This is a genomic window from Lentibacillus sp. CBA3610, from assembly GCF_013373365.1.
GTDB lineage: Bacteria > Bacillota > Bacilli > Bacillales > Amphibacillaceae > Lentibacillus.
Genome location: NZ_CP035925.1, coordinates 2,717,613 through 2,733,438 on the forward strand (window position 1 = coordinate 2,717,613; position 15,826 = coordinate 2,733,438).

20 protein-coding genes are annotated in these 15,826 nt (G+C 44.3%); 6 read left to right on the top strand and 14 right to left on the bottom strand.

All coding sequences use genetic code 11. The features are described from left to right. Nucleotide 1 precedes the first annotated feature (1 nt). The 8 genes from Len3610_RS13300 to Len3610_RS13330 all read right to left on the bottom strand — a co-directional run bounded on the left by Len3610_RS13300 (nucleotide 2) and on the right by Len3610_RS13330 (nucleotide 7,748). Nucleotides 2-1,558, bottom strand: a complete 1,557-nt coding sequence (locus Len3610_RS13300) for an ABC transporter ATP-binding protein (protein ID WP_176448385.1) — start codon at nucleotides 1,556-1,558, stop codon at nucleotides 2-4. Between the two features lie 33 nt (nucleotides 1,559-1,591). Further along, nucleotides 1,592-2,374 (bottom strand): ABC transporter permease, encoded by a 783-nt coding sequence (locus tag Len3610_RS13305; protein ID WP_176449678.1) that lies wholly within the window; start codon nucleotides 2,372-2,374, stop codon nucleotides 1,592-1,594. A gap of 189 nt (nucleotides 2,375-2,563) precedes the next feature. Next, nucleotides 2,564-3,367, bottom strand: coding sequence for a glycosyltransferase family 2 protein (locus Len3610_RS13310; RefSeq protein ID WP_176448386.1), 804 nt, complete (start codon nucleotides 3,365-3,367; stop codon nucleotides 2,564-2,566). Nucleotides 3,368-3,379: 12 nt separating this feature from the next. Further along, nucleotides 3,380-3,634 carry a glycosyltransferase gene (locus Len3610_RS21875; protein WP_369693704.1) on the bottom strand — a complete coding sequence of 85 codons (255 nt, stop codon included), beginning with the start codon at nucleotides 3,632-3,634 and terminating at the stop codon, nucleotides 3,380-3,382. Further along, nucleotides 3,570-4,511 carry a glycosyltransferase gene (locus Len3610_RS13315; RefSeq protein WP_369693580.1) on the bottom strand — a complete coding sequence of 314 codons (942 nt, stop codon included), beginning with the start codon at nucleotides 4,509-4,511 and terminating at the stop codon, nucleotides 3,570-3,572. The genes Len3610_RS21875 and Len3610_RS13315 overlap by 65 nt, the downstream gene beginning before the upstream one ends. Beyond that, a complete protein-coding gene (locus tag Len3610_RS13320) occupies nucleotides 4,504-5,649 on the bottom strand; it encodes a glycosyltransferase (RefSeq protein ID WP_176448387.1) in 1,146 nt (381 codons plus the stop codon). Before Len3610_RS13320 ends, Len3610_RS13315 begins: the two co-directional genes overlap by 8 nt. Nucleotides 5,650-5,987: 338 nt before the next feature. Continuing rightward, entirely contained in the window at nucleotides 5,988-6,872 is an 885-nt protein-coding gene (gene galU / locus Len3610_RS13325; protein ID WP_176448388.1) for a UTP--glucose-1-phosphate uridylyltransferase GalU, read from the bottom strand. A 159-nt stretch (nucleotides 6,873-7,031) separates the two neighbouring features. Next, on the bottom strand, nucleotides 7,032-7,748 hold the full coding sequence (locus tag Len3610_RS13330) for a hypothetical protein (protein ID WP_176448389.1): 717 nt from the start codon (nucleotides 7,746-7,748) through the stop codon (nucleotides 7,032-7,034). Nucleotides 7,749-8,366: 618 nt separating this feature from the next. Here Len3610_RS13330 and Len3610_RS13335 point away from each other — a divergent pair. After that, a complete protein-coding gene (locus Len3610_RS13335) occupies nucleotides 8,367-9,050 on the top strand; it encodes a C39 family peptidase (RefSeq protein ID WP_255259620.1) in 684 nt (227 codons plus the stop codon). Next, a complete protein-coding gene (locus Len3610_RS13340; RefSeq protein ID WP_176448390.1) occupies nucleotides 9,047-9,193 on the top strand; it encodes a hypothetical protein in 147 nt (48 codons plus the stop codon). Before Len3610_RS13335 ends, Len3610_RS13340 begins: the two co-directional genes overlap by 4 nt. Here Len3610_RS13340 and Len3610_RS13345 read toward each other — a convergent pair. Together Len3610_RS13345 and Len3610_RS13350 are read right to left on the bottom strand one after the other, a co-directional pair. Then, nucleotides 9,190-9,573 carry a hypothetical protein gene (locus tag Len3610_RS13345; protein WP_176448391.1) on the bottom strand — a complete coding sequence of 128 codons (384 nt, stop codon included), beginning with the start codon at nucleotides 9,571-9,573 and terminating at the stop codon, nucleotides 9,190-9,192. The genes Len3610_RS13340 and Len3610_RS13345 overlap by 4 nt on opposite strands. A gap of 81 nt (nucleotides 9,574-9,654) precedes the next feature. After that, nucleotides 9,655-11,115, bottom strand: a complete 1,461-nt coding sequence (locus Len3610_RS13350; protein WP_176448392.1) for an APC family permease — start codon at nucleotides 11,113-11,115, stop codon at nucleotides 9,655-9,657. A 587-nt stretch (nucleotides 11,116-11,702) separates the two neighbouring features. Between Len3610_RS13350 and Len3610_RS13355 the strand changes: the two genes are divergently transcribed. Together Len3610_RS13355 and Len3610_RS13360 are read left to right on the top strand one after the other, a co-directional pair. After that, nucleotides 11,703-12,074: a hypothetical protein gene (locus tag Len3610_RS13355; RefSeq protein WP_176448393.1), complete on the top strand. Its 372-nt coding sequence runs from the start codon at nucleotides 11,703-11,705 to the stop codon at nucleotides 12,072-12,074. Beyond that, nucleotides 12,058-12,447: a hypothetical protein gene (locus tag Len3610_RS13360; RefSeq protein ID WP_176448394.1), complete on the top strand. Its 390-nt coding sequence runs from the start codon at nucleotides 12,058-12,060 to the stop codon at nucleotides 12,445-12,447. Before Len3610_RS13355 ends, Len3610_RS13360 begins: the two co-directional genes overlap by 17 nt. Before the next feature lie 153 nt (nucleotides 12,448-12,600). Here Len3610_RS13360 and Len3610_RS13365 read toward each other — a convergent pair whose 3' ends face one another. The 3 genes from Len3610_RS13365 to Len3610_RS13375 are packed head-to-tail and all read right to left on the bottom strand — an operon-like array spanning nucleotide 12,601 to nucleotide 14,348. Further along, nucleotides 12,601-12,903 carry a PIN domain-containing protein gene (locus Len3610_RS13365; protein ID WP_217994029.1) on the bottom strand — a complete coding sequence of 101 codons (303 nt, stop codon included), beginning with the start codon at nucleotides 12,901-12,903 and terminating at the stop codon, nucleotides 12,601-12,603. Then, the gene (locus Len3610_RS13370; RefSeq protein WP_255259621.1) at nucleotides 12,884-13,264 is read right to left on the bottom strand and encodes an AbrB/MazE/SpoVT family DNA-binding domain-containing protein; all 381 of its coding nucleotides are present in this window, start codon (nucleotides 13,262-13,264) and stop codon (nucleotides 12,884-12,886) included. Before Len3610_RS13370 ends, Len3610_RS13365 begins: the two co-directional genes overlap by 20 nt. Nucleotides 13,265-13,271: 7 nt before the next feature. Then, nucleotides 13,272-14,348, bottom strand: coding sequence for a glycosyltransferase family 4 protein (locus Len3610_RS13375; RefSeq protein WP_176448395.1), 1,077 nt, complete (start codon nucleotides 14,346-14,348; stop codon nucleotides 13,272-13,274). A 237-nt stretch (nucleotides 14,349-14,585) separates the two neighbouring features. Here Len3610_RS13375 and Len3610_RS13380 point away from each other — a divergent pair, with 237 nt between their 5' ends. Both Len3610_RS13380 and Len3610_RS13385 read left to right on the top strand, forming a co-directional pair. Beyond that, a complete protein-coding gene (locus Len3610_RS13380) occupies nucleotides 14,586-15,014 on the top strand; it encodes a DUF2935 domain-containing protein (protein ID WP_176448396.1) in 429 nt (142 codons plus the stop codon). Between the two features lie 107 nt (nucleotides 15,015-15,121). Then, nucleotides 15,122-15,382, top strand: coding sequence for a hypothetical protein (locus tag Len3610_RS13385; RefSeq protein WP_176448397.1), 261 nt, complete (start codon nucleotides 15,122-15,124; stop codon nucleotides 15,380-15,382). Between the two features lie 118 nt (nucleotides 15,383-15,500). Here the strand turns inward: Len3610_RS13385 and Len3610_RS13390 are convergent, their stop codons facing one another. Further along, on the bottom strand, nucleotides 15,501-15,821 hold the full coding sequence (locus Len3610_RS13390; protein ID WP_176448398.1) for a hypothetical protein: 321 nt from the start codon (nucleotides 15,819-15,821) through the stop codon (nucleotides 15,501-15,503). Nucleotides 15,822-15,826: the final 5 nt, after the last annotated feature.

Here is a 15,826-nt window from a genome sequence, read left to right on the forward strand (position 1 = left end):
ACTATCTGTTCACTTTTTGCCGGTTTGCCTTTTTGCCGGCTTTATTTTGGCTGCTTAATCCCAATGACTCACGATACTTGGTGACAGCTTCTTCTGCAGTCCCATCAAAGCGGACCTGGCCTTGCTCCATCCAAAGCGCACGTGTGCATACTTTTTCAACAAAATTCATATTGTGTGACACGATAATCACTGCTTTGGCACCTTCAATCATATCCTGAATCCGTTCGCTTGCCTTTTCCTGAAATTCCAAATCACCGGTTGAGAGGGCTTCATCAATGATAAAGATATCCGGCTTGAGTGTTGCCGCGATGCTGAAGCCCAGGCGCGATTTCATACCGCTTGAATATTCTTTTACCGGCTTATCAATGGCCCCTTTTATTCCGGAAAATTCAACAATCTCATCATATTTTTCATCAACACGTTTTTTCGGGATGCCAAGCAGCATCGCATTCAAATAAACATTGTCGCTGCCGGTAAGCTGCGGATTAAAGCCGGTACCATAACCTAAGAGAGCCGATGTTTCGCCATTCAGTTCGATCTGGCCCTCATCAGGCTGGTAAATTTTCGTCAGCACTTTACATAGCGTACTTTTGCCGGCGCCGTTATGGCCGATAATCCCGACAACTTCCCCAGCCTTGATTTCAAAATCCATATTGCGGAGTGCCCAGAATTCCCCTTTGTTTTTCAGCTGGAAGGAAACACCGACATTCTCCGCTTTCACCACGGTGCTGTCTTGTACGTTTGTTTCCGTTTTATCAAGCTGCAGCAGACGTTTTTTTCGTGGCGGGCGTGGTGGCATTGTCGCTTTATAGTTGGCAACGACTTCTTTCGGATCACCATCTTCACGGATGACACCGCCATCCACCCAGATCAGCCGGTCACAATTCCGCTGGGCATAGGGAAGACTGTGTGTAACAATGATCACCATTTTGGCACGTTTGACAAGCTCTTTCATTTTCAGAGCTGCCTTTTGACTAAACTGGGCATCACCGGTATTCAGCGCTTCATCAAGGATTAAAATTTCCGGTTCAAGGTGTGCCGCCACACTGAAGCCAAGTCGTGCTTTCATCCCGCTCGAGTAATACTTCATCGGCTGATCCATGAACTCACCAAGATCGGAAAATGCGTGTATCTCGTCAATGTATTGATTGATTAATGCCTTATCGATCCCGAGCATCATGCCGTTCAGATAAACGTTCTCCCGGCCGGTCAGCTCTTTATTGAAACCCATACCGAATGAGAACAGGGCGGTCACTTTGCCGTCGACCTTCATGTCCCCCTGGTCGTGACGCAGGATACCGGTAATGATTTTACTGAGCGTTGTCTTCCCTGCCCCATTGGAACCGATAATCCCGAGAATTTCACCTTGCAAGCCTTCGAAGTTTATATCCTTTAATGGCCATACTTCTTTTGGCCTTTCCACTCGGCCGCGGTTTTTGAAAAAGCGGAATACCTTTGATTTGTAGTCATCCTGCTGTTTCCCGGATTGAAAATACACACCGATATTCTTCGCTTTGATTACTTTTTCTTCAGTTGTCGAATTATTTTGGTCTGCCATAATTAAAACCTTCTTTGTCGTGTAACATGAATTCTACAAAGCTTTAATGATTTTGTGCTCGTTCTTGCTGTAGTGATACAGGGTGATGGCACCTACGACAATCGAAATCACCGTTATGATCCCCAAACTGATAAAGTCAGGCGTCTGGTGATTCATCAGAATGTCCCGATATGCCGTTACGATAATCGCAATCGGGTTAATATCCACAAAAAAGCTATATTCAGGCGGCAGCCGTCCACCCACCCAGATGATCGGGGACGCATAGAAAAATATCCGCGTCACATACGTCAGGATATTGTCAATATCCCGGACGAATACGGTGACATAGGCCAGCACAAAGCCGACTGCCATAAGAAAGAGCATCGTAATCAATATAAGCAGCGGAAGATAAACAATATGCCACTCCGGCATGACACCGAAGATTGCCAAAAATATAGCGATAACGATCAACCCGAATAAAAAATTAAACATCTGTGAAATCGTAAATGATAATGGGAAGATTGATTTCGGTAAATAGACCTGATTGATAATCGAACTGTAGCGCAAAATGGATTTCGCTGATGAATTAACAGCTGAACTGATCCAGCGCCAGACAACAAGACCGATGACAAGGAAAAGTGGATAATTCGGGACATCGTCGCCTCTTCCCAATATAATCACCACTAAAAAGTAATACACGAGAACGTTCAATAACGGGTCAAGCAGCCACCAGAAATAGCCCAGATAGCTATTGCGGTGCTCTGCTTTCAGCCCGGACTTCACTAAATAAAATAATAAATCTTTTCGTCTTAGTATTTCCTGCAAATATGTTTTCATAATTATTAATGACACCGCCTGATTCTTACAATTAAGAGGTTGTTCAAAAAGTCCGGTAAATGACACTTCAATTTCTTCGTTGGCTTGCTTTTCCGCTGCTCGTGTATCTAAATGCATACACTCCGCTGCTCAAAGCTTCGCCGCCTCGAACTTTTCGGTCCTTTTTATCCTCCTTTTTGAACACGCACTTTAGCTATTACGAGCCGACATTTTGAATTTAATCAGATTTTGTATGCCTTTGGCTGCATAATGGACAAAATACCACAAACTTTTCAGGATGTTGTGATTCTCGATTTGTCTGTAAACATACCACTGGCGCTTGGCAGCCTTTAATTTATTGCTGGAAATCGAGTTTTCGACTGATCTGTATTTCGCCAAAACTTCCGGCAATCCATATGCGCGGAAACCTTTTTTCGTAATGGCCAGCCAATAAGCATAATCCTGCCTTGTCCGGATATTGACCATCTTGAGATGGCCGATCTTTTCACGGTCAACCATTACCGTCAGACAGCCAATGACACAGTGTTTCAGCAAATCCGTATAGCCTACAGACGCGGGCGCTTTTGACACTGTATTTGTCAATGTACCGTCCTGCTCGATTCGTACATATTTTGTAAACGAAAAACCAACATCATATGATTGCATAAACTGTAATTGTTTTTCAAGCTTTTCCGGAAACCAGAGATCATCACTGTCCAGAAAAGCAATATAACGCCCGCGTGCTCGCTCCATTGCAGTATTGCGGGCAATAGCCGATCCGCTGTTTTCCTCAAGTTCGATCAGCTTAATGCGTTCATCCTGCTGTTCATAATGTTTCACGCAGCTGACCGTCCTGTCTGATGAACAGTCATCCACGATCATCATTTCCCAATTGGAATACGTTTGAGCGATCACCGAATCCATCGTTTCCATAATAAATTCCTCTGCATTATAAGCAGGTGTTATAACGGAAATGAGCGGGTTCTGCTCCTGATTAGACTGTTTACGTTCCATATCATCACCTGTTCAGTTCTCAGCGGTCAATTGGTCATACCAGGCGACCAGTTTCGCTTCCTCTGTATGCCAATTCAATTTATCCATGACGGCCGCTTTGCCGTTTTCCCCCATGCGCTTGGCTTCATCGGGGTTGTTGCGTAAATAATCGATCGCTTCTTTGATTTGGGTTTCATCATAAGGATCTACCGCCAGCCCGCATTCATACGTTTCCCACGAATTCTTTCCAGACCGGGAAATTGGAGCACAGAACCGGCAGTCCGGCATTCATATACTCAAAAAACTTCGTGAGTTCTTTTTTCTTATAATGTTCCGTTGGCGGGAACAAGGCAATTCCGGCCAGCCAATTGCGGCTGAGATAGCGTGCTTCGATAGCTTCTTTCTCAATAAACCGGTCAACCCCTTCCAGCTCAAGCCTGTCCTTTTCGTCACCGGCAATAGCATACATTTCTTCCGCCAGATCACCAGGGCATTTTCCGACAAGATGGACGGAAACCTCATCATGAATGAGCGGGATCTTTGCATGAATCTGTGCTCCCCGCACGTACGATACATTCCCAGTATACAACAGTTTATCTTCCAATGGTTCATGATTCCGGTCGTGTTCAACAAACGTTTGATTAACTGTTGGATAATTCAGTATACAGTATCCCCCCGGGTAAATGTCTTTATAATATTTCTCCGCCAGACACAGCTCCATCTTCCGGGAAAAAAACTTCTCCATATATTTATACGCAGCAGCTGTTAATTTTCTAACGGGTTTATTGAGATAATCTTTCTGCATAATGCTGGTGATATAATCTTCATGAATATCATAGAAGACATGATTTTGTTTCTTTTTCAGCAGCCATCCGACAGGCAGCAGTTCGGGATCATGGAAATGATAAACATCGGCATCCAGCGCTTTTGCCTTCTTATAGGCATCCAGTGTACCGAACAGCATACGTTTCAGCCTGCTGTTATAAGTTTTGACAGGGATATGTCTGATTGGATTATCTTTTGCCGCACCATTTTCCGCTTCCCGTGCAATCAATGTCACATCATAGCCGGCATTTTTCAGCGATGTGCATTCCTTATGATAAATCCTTGGATCATACGGATGGTGAACGGTCGTCAAATGCACGACACGTTTTTGATTACTCACGCTTTTTCAACTCCTGCCCGCGCTGATCAATTGTTTCGATGAATGTTTCACCGTACTGCCCGGCGATTATAGTCGCAGCAAATTCATTCGCGCGTTTTTTGCCCTTATCGATCATATATGCCAATTCTTCGTTATCCATCGTCAGTGTTTCGTATAGTTTCGCTGCCATATCCTGAGCGTTTCCCACTTCACACATCACGCCAAATTCCCCGTCGTTCAACACTTCTGCTGCACCGGGCCGACAGTTGGTGGACACAATCGGGGTTCCTGTTGCCAGTGCTTCAGCCAATACATGTCCGAACCCTTCACGGACTGATGACAATACAAACACATCGGCGTGTTCGAAATAAATATAAGGATTGCGCTGAAAACCGAGGAAATGAACGCTATCGCCAACACCGAGCGCTTCTGCTTTTGCTTTCAATTCAGCTTCCAGTTCACCCTCGCCGAGAATGACTAACTTCGCATACACTTGTTTGTTGACGTCCGCAAATGCCTCAATTAATGTTTGATGATCCTTATCACTGACCAGTCTGCCGGCCGTAATAATCACTTTCGCATGATCATTAAAAATGTCCTGATGCTCAGGAGCGATTTGGCCATTTTGAATCTGGTTCCGGATGCCTTCCACATCAACCGGGTTATAAATCACGTGAACTTTTTCCGGTTTTACTTTGTAGCGGCTGACGACATTTTCTTTCACACCTTTGGACAAGGCTATGACTTTGCTTGCAAATCGATATAGCATTCCATAGGTGCGTAATTTCAAGTCCTCAGACAAAGTGCCGCCCAAATAAGCCGCTTCCCGGACGACATTTTTGGCACGCGTAAATGACAATAAATTGGCCAGAATAGCTATTGTATTGTAATTGGGAATCGTGCTGAACACGATATCCGCCTGTTCATTCCTGATCACTTTAGCTAAAGGAAAGATGGCTGAACGCAATCGTTTCGTGTCGAGTTTAATAAATGTTATATCTGATTTTAAATCGTCTTCATAACTTCCATTATAATTCAATGTGACAAGTACAGGTTCAAATTTTGCTCTGTCTAAATTGTTGATGATGTTTAGCATTGTTCTGGCTGCTCCACCGGCACCCATTTGGTATATGAAAAATATGACTTTTACCTTTTTCACTGTACTCAGCCTTCCCCTGAACAGGTCAATCTCTCTATTAATCTCAAGGCATTATACCATAGCATTGGCAATTAATAAATTGTCAAAATAGTGGCGGATTTAGATATTAGGGGGTGGCGGTTTTGACAGCATTCGGGAGCGTTCGTGCCGAGAAAGGATCTTCCATAAGAAAAACTCCAGGCTGAACGCGTCTTTCCGGAAGTCAAAGGCCGGAAATCAGACTTGAAGAAATCAACGAATTAGCTGATTTCAAGATTAAAAACGTCACCTGAAATGATATACTTTCTTAACGTTTCAAAAAGAAGTTGGCAATAACACGCCAACTTCCTTGAATCGTTCTAATTTTTATTAAGGTTTTCGAGTGTTTTTTCCATATAAGCTTTAATATCTGAATGCAAATCTTCCCGCTTTAAAGCAAAATCAATCGTTGCCTGGACAAACCCTAGTTTATCACCGATATCATAGCGTTCACCTGCGAAATCATATGCTAAAACCTGTTCCTGTTCGTTGAGTGTTTCAATCGCATCTGTGAGCTGGATTTCGTCGCCTTTTCCAGGTTCCTGCTTATCCAATATGTCAAAAATGGATGGATTCAAAATATACCGCCCCATAACCGCCAAATTGGAAGGCGCGTCTTCCTTGGGCGGTTTTTCCACGAGTGAGTGGATTGCTCTGACATTTGAACCGTTATTCTGATCGCCGGGCTGAACAACCCCGTATTTTGAAACCTCTTCTTCCGGGACGCTGTGGACCCCGACAACCGACTGCTGGTGTTGTTCATAGACATTGATAAGCTGCTTTAGACATGGCTCGTCCGCTTCTACAATATCGTCACCTAAAAGGACGGCAAATGGTTCATCCCCAACAAAACTGCTGGCACAGGCGATCGCATGCCCAAGCCCTTTAGGCTCCTTTTGCCTGATGTAATGGATATTTGCGAGATTTGAAATGGACTGAACGATTTCCAGCTGTTCTTGCTTGCCTTTTTTGGCCAGCTTTTCTTCAAGTTCATAGGATATATCAAAGTGATCCTCAATCGCACGTTTGCCTCGGCCTGAAATGATAATGATATCTTCAATCCCTGAGTCTACCGCTTCTTCGACAATATATTGAATGGTTGGCTTATCGACAATCGGCAGCATCTCTTTTGGCTGTGCCTTCGTTGCCGGCAAAAACCTGGTGCCAAGCCCCGCTGCAGGTATAATGGCTTTTTTGACTTTCATATTTGTTATCTCCTTTGATCACACACTTGTCAAATTCTGTTTAATTATATCATTATAAGTTTATCACTGGGCTTATCGGTAATCAATCGACAGTATTTTTGTGTGGGGAAAAAACAACCTGGTGTTGTGGCCAGGTTGTTCGTAAGGGGTTGTTTGGTGTTATTGGTTCTCTTGCTTTTCTTCTTCGCTTGGTTCAGCCTCTTTCTTACTATTATCTTTAGGGCCATCGTCTTCAGGTTCCCCGTCATCACCCGAGGAATCTCCATCTTTTTCCTCTTCTTTCTCTTCTTCTTGAGTTTCATCTTCATCAGAATCAGTTGACTTTTCATCAGGGTCTCCATTATCAGTCTCTTTCTCTAAAGACTTATCATCAGAAGTTGGTGATTCTCCATCTTTTTCGCCACCAGGAGATCCACCGCTGTTTCCACCGCCATTGGATGTGTTTTCTGACTCCATCTCCTTGGATGTTTGGTCTGTGCTGCCTGAAGAACCTCCGCTGTTATAGGTTGCGGAAGAATTCTGAGTATTTGTTGCAGATTGTCCTTCTGTTGTGGTATCTAGCGCTTCTTCCGTTGATGCTTCTTCAGTCAATTCTTCTGTCCTTACTTCTTCATCCTCCCCTGAATCATCCTCATCTGTTTCGTCCTGGTCCGTATTTAATGGAAATATGTCGGCCTCGCTTTTTTGCCGTGCCATTATATCAGCATCAGGCTGAGCACGTGCAGTTTTCACGTCTGAATCCTTAGCCTCAGTTTCCATAGGTTGATGGATTGTAGGAGGTGCTTTCATCTCATAAAATAAAATAATAGAAACAATTGCTATTACACCGATTACGTTTCCAGCGATTACAAAACTTCTCAATTTGGTATGACGCATAATTCACCTCCAAAATATGGATTGCCTTCATCATATAAAAATTTTGCCAAATTGTAAATGTGTGGCGAATTCTGACGGGTTTTATTAATTTGCTGGGAATTATGATATATTGAGCCTGTGGATCTGAATAATTTTCTGTGTGACATGGGCGTGAATTCGGAATTATGGGCTCGTACTGCGGAACATGGACGTGTAATTGGAATTATGGGCCGGTGTGCCAAAAATATGGGCGCGTAATCGGAATTATGGGCCGGTGCAACGAAACATGGGCGCATAATTAAAATTATGGGCCGATGCGCCAAGAATATGGGCGCGTAATCGGAATTATGGGCCGGTGAGCCGAAATATGGGCGCAAAACCGGAATTATGGGCCGATGCACAGAAATATGGGCGCAAAACCGGAATTATGGGCCGGTGCACAGAAATATGGGCGCAAAACCGGAATTATGGCCCGATGCACAAACATGGGCGTGTAACCAGAATTATGGGCCGGTGCACAGAAACATGGGCGCGAAACTAAAATTATGAGCCGATGCACCAAAACATGGGCGTGTAACCGGAATTATGGGCCGCTGCACAGAAATATGGGCACGAATTCTATAACAAGGAGTGAGAGATTTGGTAAAAAAGCTATTAATCGGTTTTGCTCTATTCACAGTTTTTTTCATCGCCGGAAGCAAAAGAGTATTGGCGCCACAGCAGAAGATGAAAATCAACGGTATACCTGCCTATTATCAATACCCGGACCTGCCTACCGGGTGTGAAGCGACATCGCTGGCAATGCTGCTGAGTTGGGGCCGTGGTGAGCCGGTAAGCAAATTTGATGTGGCGGATACTTTGCCTAAAGGTGATAAAGTTCATCAGGCGGATGGTGAATGGAAAGGCGCCCACCCGAATAAAATGTTTGTCGGTGATCCGTATACCGACTCGGATGATGGCAGTTATGGTGTATTTGAAGGACCGATACTGGAAACAGTCGAGATGTTCATGTCCAGTTCCGGTACTGATTTGACAGGAGAGTCATTTGAGTCGCTCCTGGCTATTGTTCGCTCCGGAAAACCAGTCATGGCCTGGACGACGCTGGAGCAGCGGGAAACCTATTACGGTAAAACATGGACTGATAGTGATGGCGACGTGATTGATTGGTATGAGAATGAACATGCTGTCGTTCTGGTGGGGGTTGATGGTGATGATGTCTTGGCACATGACCCTGACACCGGGAAAGCGGAATTCTATGACCGGGAACTTTTTGAGCGTAACTGGCATTCAATGGGCGGCCGGGCCGTGACGCTGGGAGGATGACTGCCGCACGGTTTGCGATGGTTGTTGCACGATTTGGCGTGGGTCTCGCACGTTTTGGTATGCTCATCGCGCGAATTAGGCAGGGAATTGCGCGAAATTGGAGAGGTGCTGCGCGAAATCATGTAGTTGTCGCGCGAAATTAGAGCATCATCGCGCGATAATTTGTTGATGTCGCGCGAATTGACAATTCAGCCAGGCGTGCCATTTGGTCTATATTTGTTCCATTAAAAGATTTTCGGCCGCTGCCGAAAATCAACAGTATGGAAGATTGGAAACTTTTATTGGGTTTCACCACAATATTGAGGTCTTCCTCGCACTTTTCGAGGATGGCTGCCGCACGTTTTGATTGATTTCGTGCTGCGCCGATCGATTCTGTGACGCTGTCAATAGGTTTAATACTGCTCTCGATCGAATTTGGTGACTTTCTCGCGCGATTTGAGCTTGCCTCGCACGTTTTGGAATGGACCTCGCACGTTTTACAGAGAGGCTCACACGCTTGTGTGCTCCTCTCACTCATTACCACAATTCCGACTCCCAAATGCAAATCAAAAAGGCAGCGCCCCCCCGTGACCGGACCGCTGCCTTTTTGGTTGTATGACTACATCTATCCCCGATTCTTCGCTTCAATTTTCTTATTGCCTAAGATCAGGTAATTCAGCTCTTCTTTTGGTATCTGCTTCAATTCTTTCCGGTTTGCGAAATAGAAAACAGCACCCAATACGATCCACACGATCAGGGCGATAAATGATTCAATCCCCAGTGCGGCTGGTGATCCCGGAATAAGCAATAGCCCGAGGAATGTAACTCCTGCCAGCATACCGAGTGCCGCGAGTGTTTTCTTTCCTCGTGCGACCACATGTTTTTTCGGATTGAAGTTTTTATCCTTGGACCATTTAAATAATGTGAAGGCAGTAAAACATGTATAAAAATAAGCTATCGTCACACCGACGGATGACATATCGACCACCCATGTCAATGCCTGACGTCCGAACCATGGAGCCAACATTGACACGACAACGGTAAAAATAATGCCAACGTATGGTGTTTTATATTTTGGATGCAAGTTTGAAAAAGCCTTTGGAATAAATTTCGCACGGGACATGGCAAACAACAGGCGGCTTGATGAAATGGTAAACCCGTTTAAGCCAGTGAAAATGCCCATGGTGAGTGCGGTAACCAGAATGACGAGACCCATGTTTCCGAGCAGTCCTTGAACCGCTGCTCCTGTTCCCCACGTTTCTTCCTGGGCAACAAGTGTCTGCCATGGTTCAATCATGGATGTGGCCAAAATCATCATGCTATAAAGCAGCGCAGCAAAGGCAATCGCCAGTATGATTAATATAAAGGCTTTTCTGGATGAAAACCGAAATTCCTCCGCTGCCTGTGGGATATTATCGAATCCGACATATGCCCACGGTGCAATCGCAACAATTGAAATGACGGCTGCGAACGCGGTTGTATCTGTCGGGAACAATGGCGCGACATTTGAAAGACCCGCCCCAGGTTGTGCACCGACCATGAAGGTGATGGCAAAGACGCCCAGAATCATGACGGAACAAAACACAAATTGCATGCGCCCGGAAAAACTGGAGCCTTTCACGTTAAAATAACCAAATATCCCCAATAAAACCGAAGCTATAATGACCTCCGTAAAATAAACATCCCACCCGGCAATCGTGTACATGTGCATGTTTTCAAGCACTGCCGGGAAAACAAATTTAATCATTAATGCAAATGCGGATGCGTTCAACGCGACAATACATAAGTAGCCAAGCGTTAAAAACCACCCGCTGATGAACGCGTGTGTGCGCCCCAGACTAATATACGAATAAGCGAACTCTCCGCCTGATACCGGAAAACTTTTGATGAGAAATCCATAGCTCACAGCGATCAGCATCATCAGCAATGCGCCAATGACAAACCCAAGAATAACACCTAACGGGCCCGCTGTGGACATCCAGGTCGTCGGCTGCACAAATGCTCCCCAGCCAATCGAGGAACCCAGTGCAATCGCCCAGACCCAGTGTGGCTTCAATGATCTCGTCAGCGTCGTTCGTTCTTCCATGCTTGGTCTCCTTTTTTGATCTCTTTTTTCCTAACGGCAATAACCGCCAAAGCACGGCGGAAAACTCCCCGTAAAGGTCCGGTTCTGTTCAAGTAACATTCAGTGATAGTACCGGAAATTCACCCGGCTGAATGAAATGTCATTATGTCATACCTCTCTTTTATATCAAAGTATGGTTTTTTCCGCAAAATTTATGTGATTTAGTAAATGCACGATGTTGGGGATGAATGCGGAATATTTTAGTCTTGGAGTGATTGTCAAGTGGAATTTTAGCTGGTTTTAGGCAAATTTCGTGAAATCCTCTGTGTTTGCAGCAAGGTATGGCAGTCAATTTTCGAGTCGCTGTCATGTTATTTCAGAGTCTGTCGCACGCGTGACCTCGCTTAATAGAAATTTTCGGCTGCTGCCGAAAATCCCCTCCTAAACCATGTTTTAAAATATATCTAAAAGTTGTGTTTGAAATTTGTATTTTTCGGTTAAAATACACTACATAAAACACAATAAAATCACATATAAATGTGTATTGAGATACATTATATGATAAAATAGAGGTGAGGAATTTGAAAAGTAAAGGAGGCATTCACAACATGCCAAATGATATGCTGCAAACTGTCGAAAAGATCCGCGGTGGCTTTCAGGTTGACGGTTATATTAGTGTTACCCAGTTAAGCAGATCAACTGACTGGAAAAAAACACTTCAAAAAATGGACGCGATGCAGGTACTTGACCGCAACAAAACAGCTGGTGTTTTAATGACCAAAGATGCGTATGTTGGAGTAATGGATTATATTGACGCTTTGGAAAAAGAATTGGATGCAGCGCAAGTGTCAACAATATTGGCCGAACGTCAACATATGGATGACTGGACAGAAGGTGATGATCTGGCTGGAAAGGCAAAAGATAGTCTTTTAAAACGGTCGGACTATTTACAGGGTTTAATCAATGAAGATAACGAATGATGTACTCATTGAATGGATTGGCGAGGTGTCTCGTGTAAAAGGATTGCAAATGGATCCGGAAGCACTTGCTGATGACATTTTCCTAATGGCTTACGTGTACCAGAATCCGATTGAATTTGATATGGCTATGCAAAATGTGATCAAGGCGTTTGATCTCATCATTAAAAATAGTGTTAACACCTCACAGCTTGCTCATCATTATACAGACTGGCAATCCTATCACTTTCAAAGTAAACGCACCCAGGGACAAAAGGCTGATCTTCGTATAATTTTTAAAAAGGAATCTGATGTGATGTATGTACGAGGCTTTGGTAACAGATGGATCCCGGCTGATATTTATTATCGGTTGCGACACAGGGGGATTGATGGTTAACGTTAGTGATCGTTCCATCTCGGGTCTGTTCTTATATATCGTTACGGAGAAAATCAGCAGGTGTACAAACATATAAATACTCTTGAATTTCCTCCGTATAAAAATCTTTGTCACCTGTCACTAGCATATCTGGTTTAGCATGTATAGCAGAAATTAAATAGGAAGGTCTTCAGCGTCTCGAATATATGGTACATCAAATAAGGAGGTATCCTCTGGGGTGTATGCTAATTCAAAATCAAGGCTTGCTAACATATTATCCCATTCAGCTATTTTACCAGGGAACTTCTTTTTTAAAACACGAGTGATTTCTTGTAATGAGTGAGTGCACAAAATGAGGTGGTGATTTCGGATAATTACTCTTATCACTTGTCTGCATAATGATTTTTCTGAAAGCAAGGCTGAAATAAGTACATTTGAATCAACAAAAATCCTGAGTTCAGTTCCCCTTTCGTTCACTCCACATCTCCCTCCGAACTTGCTTCAAATCTTCAAGTACCTCTTCTTCTGTAATTCCTTTGTCTTTTGCCTCCTGACCAATTACATTTGCAAATTCATCAAAGGCAACCAGAGCACCTTTTTTCACAATCATTTTGCCATCATCCTCTGCAAATATGACTTGGTCGCCTTCCTGTAGATTAAGTGCTTGTCGGACACTTTTAGGGATAGTAATTTGTCCTTTTGATGTTAGACGGGCAGACTTTGGTTTAAAAACAGCCATTTTATTATCTCCCTTCTTATTTTCTGAAATCCTTAATTCCTTACTTCTATTATAACCTAAATAATTAAATCCATCTACATAAAAAAAGTAAACAGCCAATCACTGCTTACTGATCCCTCTTCCGCTTCCTGAACACTTTCCCAGCCGAATCCAGAACAGGCCTTTTCCCGCCCATAACGAGTCCGCCGAGCTCAGCAAATATGTGCAACAGAAACAGAACAAGAAACGTGGTGATGATGGCTGTTGATAAGCTGGCATATGAAAATAGAATGGCCATCACACCAAACAGGGTACTGAAGGCATAGATGATCAGCACTGTTTTCCGATGGCTGAAACCGGCTCTGATCAGCTGATAGTGCACATGCTTGTTGTCCGGCATCATGATTGGCTCTTTATTATAGGCGCGGCGGACGATGGCAAAGAGTGTATCAAAAATCGGCACCGCCAGCACGATGACTGGGATGATAAAACTGAACAAGGCAATATTTTTGAATAGCCCAACAATCGATACCACCGCAATCATGTATCCGAGAAAATTCGATCCGGTGTCGCCCATATAAATTTTGGCCGGGTAAAAATTATGGTACAAAAAGCCAAGGTTCGCGCCAATCAGGACGATGCATAAATATGCCGCCAACACTTGACCATCGATAATCGCCATAACAAACATACTCGAGAGCGCAATCGTCGTGACCCCTGTTGCCAGCCCGTCCAGTCCGTCGATCAGATTGATTGCGTTGGTGATGCCGACGATCCAAAGCACCGTAATGAGCACACTCGCAAATCCAAGATCCACCATACCGATAATCGGGAGTGTGACCCTTTCGATAATCAGTCCGGATGAAATGAGAAATGACGCGGCAATCAGCTGACCGGTCAGTTTGATAACAGGCCGTATGGAATAACGGTCATCCAGTGCGCCGGTGATAAGGATGACAATCGCGCCGAGAATGATTTCCGGAAGATGTTCGTGCTGTGGGTGCAAATAAAGCCCACCCAAAAAAACGCCCGCAAATATGGCGAGGCCACCTAATCTGGGTGTCACTTTCTTATGTATTTTCCGGTAATTCGGAAGATCAACTGCCTTTAATTTGATGGCCATTTTTTTGACAGGATATGTTAATAAGAATGTCGAAATGAGGGCGATAAAAAAAGCAATCGCCAAATTGGTAACATTAAACATGGTCTGTCTCCTTGGAAATGCTGGATGTCGAACGGTGCTGTTGTTGTTTAAATTATAGCGGAATTATGGTGTGGAGGGCAAATTAATCCCTCCTGATCGTTAGTTGGTGCCTGGTTTAAGATCTCATGAAACTTTTTCGATCTGGTTTTGCCGGGCAGCAAATTCAGGCATGAACAAGCGAGCATATGCATAAGTATTATTGGTATATATTTTTACACAAGTCAGGAGGGCCGGTAAATGCAATTTTACTATGGCAGTCAAATGCCGCTGCGGGTACTGGATGAAGCGGAATTCTGGAAGCAGCAGGAAGCCGAGCATACAGTTGTTATGCGGGAGCTGGTAACGAATTTGGAACAGGAGTATGTTGATGCTCTGAATCGCTGGGAGAGTGAGCTTGATGCAAGCCACCAGCATGTTAAACGATTCATGGAGTCGGTCATCAGGAGCAAAAATAACATCACAGCAACATTGCAGCAGCAAGTGCTTGAACTCGTTTCATTCTGTCTGCAAGAGTCGGAAGCTTTTATCCAGTTTTGCAGACAGGTCAAAGACGACAGTTCTGCTGTTTCAGGTAATCAAACGGCAAAAGTCGTTATCGACCACATTATCGACGAATCAGAGTATTTCATAGGCATCGCTCAAACGATTTTGTATGAGAAGATTTGAATTAGGACTTGAGAAGGGTGGCACTGAACGAAATCGTCATGCGGTTGGTGAGCGAAATTGAGGCTTTGTCGCGCGAAATCGTGCATCCGTTGCGCGATTTGAGCTGATTGTCGCGCGAAATTATGCATCCGTCGCGCGATTTGAGCTGGGCGTCGCGCGAAATTATGCGGTTGCTGTGCGATTTCATGCGGTTGTTGCGCGAAATTGGGGCATCGGCGCGCGATTGCACTGCTCGCCGCGCGAAATCGTGCCCCCGTCGCGCGAAATTGAAGCATCGGTTGCGCGATTTTGAGCTGCTCGGCGTGCGATTTCATGCGGTTTTTGGCGAAATTGGGCATCGGCGCGCGATTGCACTGCTCGCCGCGTGATTTCATGGTAGTCGTGTTGCAAACTAAAAAGTGGCATGCCTCATTAAAAACATGCCGCTTTTTGTTTCTTCTTTTCAATTCAATATAATATGATTGCCGAAATATCCAATGATTAATACTATGCAGTTGTTACCGTCTTACCTTCATCCTTATTATCCTTTGCTGCGGCATTGAGCATTAGGAATATCGCTGAAGGAATATGCATAATCATGCCCACTACCGGAATCCATCCAATACAAGAAGTTACGATTCCCAGAATACTTCCTGTCGTCGCTCCGCCATCTTTTTTCGTCATCACGAGTGTGATAATATGTAAAATTAACATTATTACAAGCGGCGTCCAATAAAGGCCTACAATGAAAGCCCCTCCGATCGCTGGGATCCCCAAAAATGCTTCGAATCCACCAGTTACCCATTTCAAAATACGAGATGGTGACAAATTTA

What these genes read in the sequence shown, in the direction of transcription:
- Len3610_RS13380 (WP_176448396.1), top strand. Translation starts at nt 14,586, where the DNA reads ATGCAATTTTACTATGGCAGTCAAATGCCGCTGCGGGTACTGGATGAA.
- Len3610_RS13310 (WP_176448386.1), bottom strand. Translation starts at nt 3,367, where the DNA reads ATGGAACGTAAACAGTCTAATCAGGAGCAGAACCCGCTCATTTCCGTT.
- Len3610_RS13360 (WP_176448394.1), top strand. Translation starts at nt 12,058, where the DNA reads ATGAAGATAACGAATGATGTACTCATTGAATGGATTGGCGAGGTGTCT.
- Len3610_RS13305 (WP_176449678.1), bottom strand. Translation starts at nt 2,374, where the DNA reads ATGAAAACATATTTGCAGGAAATACTAAGACGAAAAGATTTATTATTT.
- Len3610_RS21875 (WP_369693704.1), bottom strand. Translation starts at nt 3,634, where the DNA reads ATGCCGGACTGCCGGTTCTGTGCTCCAATTTCCCGGTCTGGAAAGAAT.
- Len3610_RS13375 (WP_176448395.1), bottom strand. Translation starts at nt 14,348, where the DNA reads ATGTTTAATGTTACCAATTTGGCGATTGCTTTTTTTATCGCCCTCATT.
- Len3610_RS13330 (WP_176448389.1), bottom strand. Translation starts at nt 7,748, where the DNA reads ATGCGTCATACCAAATTGAGAAGTTTTGTAATCGCTGGAAACGTAATC.
- galU (WP_176448388.1), bottom strand. Translation starts at nt 6,872, where the DNA reads ATGAAAGTCAAAAAAGCCATTATACCTGCAGCGGGGCTTGGCACCAGG.
- Len3610_RS13355 (WP_176448393.1), top strand. Translation starts at nt 11,703, where the DNA reads ATGCCAAATGATATGCTGCAAACTGTCGAAAAGATCCGCGGTGGCTTT.
- Len3610_RS13300 (WP_176448385.1), bottom strand. Translation starts at nt 1,558, where the DNA reads ATGGCAGACCAAAATAATTCGACAACTGAAGAAAAAGTAATCAAAGCG.
- Len3610_RS13350 (WP_176448392.1), bottom strand. Translation starts at nt 11,115, where the DNA reads ATGGAAGAACGAACGACGCTGACGAGATCATTGAAGCCACACTGGGTC.
- Len3610_RS13340 (WP_176448390.1), top strand. Translation starts at nt 9,047, where the DNA reads ATGACTGCCGCACGGTTTGCGATGGTTGTTGCACGATTTGGCGTGGGT.